Below are 5,771 nucleotides of genomic sequence, written 5' to 3'. Positions count from 1 at the left end.
GTATGGACATTGCACAGTAGATGACCTCAATTCATCCCCCTATTATGCAACGCCCTTTTTTACTTATCTATCCGCTAACTCAGGTCTGGGCATCAGGCTGGTTATGGCAACCAGGTCAGCACGAATACGAACAGATGATCATTGGTGTTTATGCGACACTTGGTGTCTTTTTGCTGTTAGCTTCAAGGCAACCAGAAGCTCACCTCAGTTTAATCTGGTTCACCGTCATATCAAGTGCAGTCCACGGGCTGATTATGGCGGTACATGCAGTAATTGACCCTGTTGAACAGGGACACCTGTTTGGTGATGTTCCAGCATTGTTCTTGGTAGCAATTGTCCTTGGCTTTTTAGCGCCCCACAAAGTGGTATCAAGTACATGAAGAGATAAGCAACTGCGGATCTATCTAAATAAAAATTATAGCGTTGCTGATTGAACTATTCAACTTTTAAAAATTGGTATGCAGTTAGTATTGGAAAATTGCCAATTCATCAAGTAGGAATTATTTACCAAGGTTCTAATATCTGGTGGGATGCTCAACTGCATCGTCGCTATTCTAAGTGGGTGATTTTCGTATTGGTTACTTTAAGTATTATTGTCTTTCTGATTGGCTTGATTGGAGGTTTAACTCCAATACGCTTGGGTTAGCGTCAACAACCATAAACTGCGTAGGTTGGGTTTCACTTCGTTCAACCTAACAAACCACTGAAAATGTTGGGTTTCGTTCCTCAACCCAACCTACAATTCTCCTTAACCCAAGCGTATTGAGTTTTGACAATACATCGGCTTGCATTGTGAATGCATCTTGCGGAGGATGTTTCAAAACACACCTTAGCTAGAGTTTTTGTGCCAAATTGCTGTGATACTATACGGCTCATTCCTGTTGTTGCTTGTAGGAGACAATTATGGAAATTAGTAGACGCAGCTTGTTAAAAACTGCTTCTGCTTCGGGATTAGTGGCAGCAGGACTTGCAGTTTCGGAAGGATTTTTGCAACCGCTCCTTGCTCAAACTGAAGTTGTTAATGAAAATACTCAATTGCTAGCCCAAAGTTTGCCCACTTCAACTCGACGCGGCGAAATGTTGTATCGCAATCTCGGACGCATCAAAGAACAAGTATCTGTGATTGGCTTAGGAGGGTATCACATTGGAAAAATTGAAGAAGAGCAAGAAAGTATCAAGTTGATCCGCAGTGCCATTGATCGCGGCATCAATTTTATGGATAACTCTTGGGACTATCACAACGGACGTAGCCACCGTTGGATGGGAAATGCTCTTAAGAATGGTTATCGCCAAAAGGTCTTCCTAATGACGAAAATCGACGGTCGCACCAAAGCTGCTGCCAAAATGCAGATTGATGAATCGCTCAAAGATTTGCAGGTCGATAATATTGATTTAGTGCAGCATCATGAAATACTGCGCTTTGAAGACCCTGATCGCGTCTTTGCTCCTGGTGGCGCAATGGAGGCAGCCGTTGAAGCGCAGAAAGCAGGCAAAATTCGCTATATAGGTTTTACAGGACATAAGAATCCCCAGATTCACCTTCAGATGCTGGAAACTGCTACACAAAATGGTTTCCGCTTCGACACTGTGCAGATGCCTTTGAATGTAATGGATGCCCATTTTAGAAGTTTTGAACATCTGGTTTTACCTGTGCTAGTAAAAAACAACATTGGTGTCCTGGGAATGAAATCAATTGGAGAGTCTTACATTCTTAGAAGCAACACGGTTAGTGCGATCGAGTGCCTGCACTACGCAATAAATTTGCCCACCTCAGTCGTAATTACAGGCATCGATAGCATGAAAATTTTAGACCAAGCCTTTGAGGCAGTCCGCACGTTTGAGCCAATGGATCGCGCACGAGTGGCAGCACTGTTAGCGCGTACCCGTGAGGCAGCAGCTAAAGGGCAGTACGAACGATATAAGACCACAACCCAAAATGATGGTACAGCGATGAATCCAGCTTGGTTGGGGTAAATATTAATACTATTAACTGTTTTGTTTACGCCAACAGCGACCGTAATTTTGCAAATGTGAGTTATACACATCCTCTTAAAGTCAATTCTTGTGTCACTTGACTCAATGCATTTTCATAAAAAGCCAGGAGATTCACTACTATATCGGTATTTATTGCTGCTAAGTCTATCGATTGGAAAATGTATTTATCCTCAAAGCTTTAAAGTGTTTGACACTAGCAGCAATGCACAATGGCACAGTCATCACATTGTTTTCATTGGGATTGCTTGCTCAAGCTGATAAAGTGCTAGAAACAGTAAAAATAAGCAATCAAATGAACGAACTACAAGCAATCTTAGAAGGCTTCGAGTCAAGTCAAAAAATTGGTAAAATCACTTTCCTTGCCACTGTAGTCAAAACTCAAGGTTCAACCTATCGCCGACCAGGTGCCAAACTGTTGATGACAAATACAGGTGAGATGATCGGAACAATCAGCGCTGGTTGTTTGGAGAATGACGTATTTGAGCATACTCAACAGCGAATGTCGGACGGCGAACCAATTGTTGTTACTTACGATAACACCGCCTCTGAAGATATTCTTTGGGGCTTTGGTCTGGGATGCAATGGAATAGTGCAAGTTCTCATCGAACGTCTTGAGAGAAAAAACACGCCGAATGCGATCGCTTTTACACGGGAGTGCTTTAATAAAAAACATTTGGGTATTATTGCTACAGTTTTTGCATCTGAAGACGCAGTAAAAGTCAAACTTGGGTCGCGTTTACTGCTATATCCAAATGGTAAAACTATCACCGATATCAAAGATCCAAATTTAATTCAATCTCTACTTGCAGATAGTCAAGCAGCTTTTGCTAATCAAAAGTCAAAGGTAAATAACTATCACTTACCTTTAGGTAGTGTAGAAGTTTTCATCGAAGTCATCCAACCACCGACACCTTTAGTAATATTTGGTGCAGGTTACGATGCTGTACCTGTAGCACAGTTTGCTCAATCATTAGGTTGGGACGTTACTGTAGTAGATTGTCGAGCTAATGAGGCAACTAAAGCGCGATTTACTATGCCTTGTAATGTGATTCTTACTCGGCGAGAAATTGTACAAAAGCAAATATTTATAGATGCCTACACGGTTGCTGTAGTCATGACGCATAATTACCTTGACGATCTGGAAATTTTAAAGATGTTGCTGCCATCTCCTGCACGCTACATAGGAGTTTTAGGCCCAAAACCGCGTACTGAAAGATTACTTGAAGATTTACGTTCGCAAGAAATAGTTTATACTACTGAACAATTAAAAAGATTGCATGGCCCTATTGGGATTGACATCGGAGCGGATACACCTGAAGGAATAGCGATCGCCATTATTGCTGAAATTCAAGCAGTGCTAACAAATCGCAGTGGTGGTTTTTTAAAAAATCGCAATCAACCAATTCACCAATCCTATGAAAGCAATTCAAACCTGCTACTTACCACATAGTTTTTATCTGTTATGGTATTTAACACTGAGCAAATAGACAATGAGGAATCAACTATAGCCATTATGATTCTTGCTGCTGGTGCATCTACTCGGATGGGTACACCTAAACAACTATTGCTTTACCAAGGACGTAGTTTTTTGCAATACATTACAGAAATGGCGATCGCTTCAGTTTGTCAACCTGTAGTAGTAGTGCTTGGAGCAAATGCAGAACAGATTTATCCCCAACTTAAACAATTTCCCGTTACAGTAGTTAAGAACTTGGATTGGGCTTGTGGAATGAGTGCTTCAATCAAGAGCGGTATTGAATTGTTAAATAATTTTCCTAAAAAAATAGAAGCAGTAGTTATTACACTTTGCGACCAACCATTTGTTTCTCACCAAATTATTAATCAACTTGTTGATGCATATTATTCGACAAAAAAAACCATTATAGCTTGTGAATATGCAGGAACATTAGGTGTACCTGCTCTATTTAGTCATATATTTTTTTCAGACCTTGCTGCTTTAAAAGAAAATTCAGGGGCAAAAAGAGTTATTAATAAAAACCTTAATGAAGTGTTTTCCATTCCGTTTCCACTAGGGGATATCGATATTGATACACCAAAGGATTATGAACAATTGATATCAATTACCAAAGCGCAGAATTAACTTATTCCACTGCTATGATATCCCCGGCTTATCGCCAGTTAAAACAATTCGCAATTCGCAATGACGTTCGCGGACTCGCTAACGCAGCGCTAACGCAATTCGCTTTTTCCGTGAAAGTGACGGGGATTTAGACCCCGACACAAAACGCGCTGCTTGATAGTTGCAGGGGACTTATATCATGTCCGGCTAAAGACTTATCATTAAAACCGCAGGGGGCAGGGAGCAGGGGGAAAGAGGCTTTTGAGATTTTTGCACAGATACGGTAATCGTAAGTGATTCACCGGACTTGATATTAAACCCCCAAACTTTGTTGAAGAATTCAGAAGCAAAGCCGAAGACGTTTCCGTTAGCTCCAGTCAGAACAAGAAAGTGGGGGATTCAAACCCGCCACTGTCTTACTCAGGAACTTCGTATTGTACTTGAGTCTCAAACTCCTAAATACTAATTAGACAGCCAGGGGGTTTATTGTGCGTTAATAGCTAAACAGAGCAAACTATAGACGTTCGCCTCAAGCAAGGAGGCAAACCCCTAACTTAGACTAATCGTCTAAGAAGCTGTAGACTGTAACTTTTCTAATCGTGTCAGCACTTCTAAACTATGAATGTTTGGGTTGACTTTGACAAAAGTCTCGCGCAAGACGCCTTGAGGATCGATGATAAAACTGTGGCGCATAGATAAGAAGCCGAGCCACGAACCGTAAGCTTTACTCACTGAACCATCAGTGTCAGCCAAGAGTGGGAATTTTAGCCCCTCTGAATCACAAAATTCGGCGTGAGAATCAATATCATCAGCACTTACACCAATAATCTGGGCATTTTTTTCGAGGTATTGGGGTAAGTCTTGCTGAAAACGGCGAGCTTCTATAGTACAACCAGAGGTAAAATCTTTAGGATAAAAGTAGAGAACTAGCCACTTACCGCGCAAGTCAGAAAGGGAAATTTTGCCATTACCTGTATTGGTTGGCAAAGTAAACTCTGGTGCGGGTTGATTAATTGCAGGAAGTTTACCACCAAGGGCGTTAGCAGCAAGGGTAAAATTCAGCCAGCTGATGAGAGAAATACAGCTGGCAAATAATATGCTTAAAAAAGTGCGGCGGGAAATCATGGTGAAAACCAGAATTACAACTTTACACAAGTTTACAATTCTTGGTTGCTGTTAATCTCACTCTAAATGAGATTCGGGTGGGGTATCTGTGCTTTCGATGTATTGGCTATCTAAGAGAAAGGCTCCCCTAGTAAAGCGAATACCCCAATATCCACCAGGTCTACGGTCAATGACTATACCCTCTTCACCTATGTGAATTACATCGGGGGGGCGCAGCATGGGCATGGGTTCAGCAGTTTTGACGTAGGGCGGTAGTGCCACAACCCGGACTTTACTACCAATTGCGAATTCTTTAGACATTTTAATCAAGCTAGGAGTTTTGAATTAACTCATAACTCATAACTAGCTTGAAAGTCTAGTAAATTAGGCATGGGAATAAATAGGGAAAGGGAAAGGGGAAAATTTCATCCCCTTTCCGCATCTTCTGCAAGAAGTCTATTAATTTTTGATTATGGAAAACAATGCTTAGACATTAGTCAAGTTAGCTATTTTTTGAAAAATTATTAGGGAACTCCGAAAAATAAATTATCCAATTTCTGGACTTCACTACGACTTTCCCTCCCCCAGCTAA

General features: G+C 41.2%; 7 protein-coding genes. 5 read left to right on the top strand and 2 right to left on the bottom strand.

Annotated elements, in window-relative coordinates:
- The first annotated feature begins 44 nt into the window (after positions 1 to 44).
- The 5 genes from ACFE90_RS35505 (at position 45) to ACFE90_RS35485 (ending at position 4,096) form a co-directional block, all read left to right on the top strand.
- Positions 45 to 380, top strand: a complete 336-nt coding sequence (locus tag ACFE90_RS35505) for a DUF6632 domain-containing protein (protein WP_375506953.1) — start codon at positions 45 to 47, stop codon at positions 378 to 380.
- A 50-nt stretch (positions 381 to 430) separates the two neighbouring features.
- Positions 431 to 646 carry an S-4TM family putative pore-forming effector gene (locus ACFE90_RS35500; RefSeq protein WP_375506952.1) on the top strand — a complete coding sequence of 72 codons (216 nt, stop codon included), beginning with the start codon at positions 431 to 433 and terminating at the stop codon, positions 644 to 646.
- A 257-nt stretch (positions 647 to 903) separates the two neighbouring features.
- Positions 904 to 1,974, top strand: coding sequence for an aldo/keto reductase (locus ACFE90_RS35495; RefSeq protein WP_375506951.1), 1,071 nt, complete (start codon positions 904 to 906; stop codon positions 1,972 to 1,974).
- A gap of 172 nt (positions 1,975 to 2,146) precedes the next feature.
- A complete protein-coding gene (locus tag ACFE90_RS35490; protein ID WP_375506950.1) occupies positions 2,147 to 3,445 on the top strand; it encodes an XdhC family protein in 1,299 nt (432 codons plus the stop codon).
- A gap of 12 nt (positions 3,446 to 3,457) precedes the next feature.
- Positions 3,458 to 4,096 carry an NTP transferase domain-containing protein gene (locus ACFE90_RS35485; protein WP_375506949.1) on the top strand — a complete coding sequence of 213 codons (639 nt, stop codon included), beginning with the start codon at positions 3,458 to 3,460 and terminating at the stop codon, positions 4,094 to 4,096.
- A 546-nt stretch (positions 4,097 to 4,642) separates the two neighbouring features.
- Here ACFE90_RS35485 and ACFE90_RS35480 read toward each other — a convergent pair.
- Together ACFE90_RS35480 and sipA are read right to left on the bottom strand one after the other, a co-directional pair.
- Positions 4,643 to 5,200 carry a peroxiredoxin gene (locus ACFE90_RS35480; RefSeq protein ID WP_375506954.1) on the bottom strand — a complete coding sequence of 186 codons (558 nt, stop codon included), beginning with the start codon at positions 5,198 to 5,200 and terminating at the stop codon, positions 4,643 to 4,645.
- Between the two features lie 57 nt (positions 5,201 to 5,257).
- Positions 5,258 to 5,500 (bottom strand): regulatory protein SipA, encoded by a 243-nt coding sequence (gene sipA / locus ACFE90_RS35475; RefSeq protein ID WP_100900296.1) that lies wholly within the window; start codon positions 5,498 to 5,500, stop codon positions 5,258 to 5,260.
- Positions 5,501 to 5,771: the final 271 nt, after the last annotated feature.

The sequence above is a fragment of the uncultured Nostoc sp. genome (genome assembly GCF_964245445.1).
In the GTDB taxonomy this organism is placed as follows: Bacteria; Cyanobacteriota; Cyanobacteriia; order Cyanobacteriales; family Nostocaceae; genus Nostoc.
Note: the sequence above shows the minus strand (reverse complement) of the source record. Positions and strands in the feature narration are given on the sequence as shown.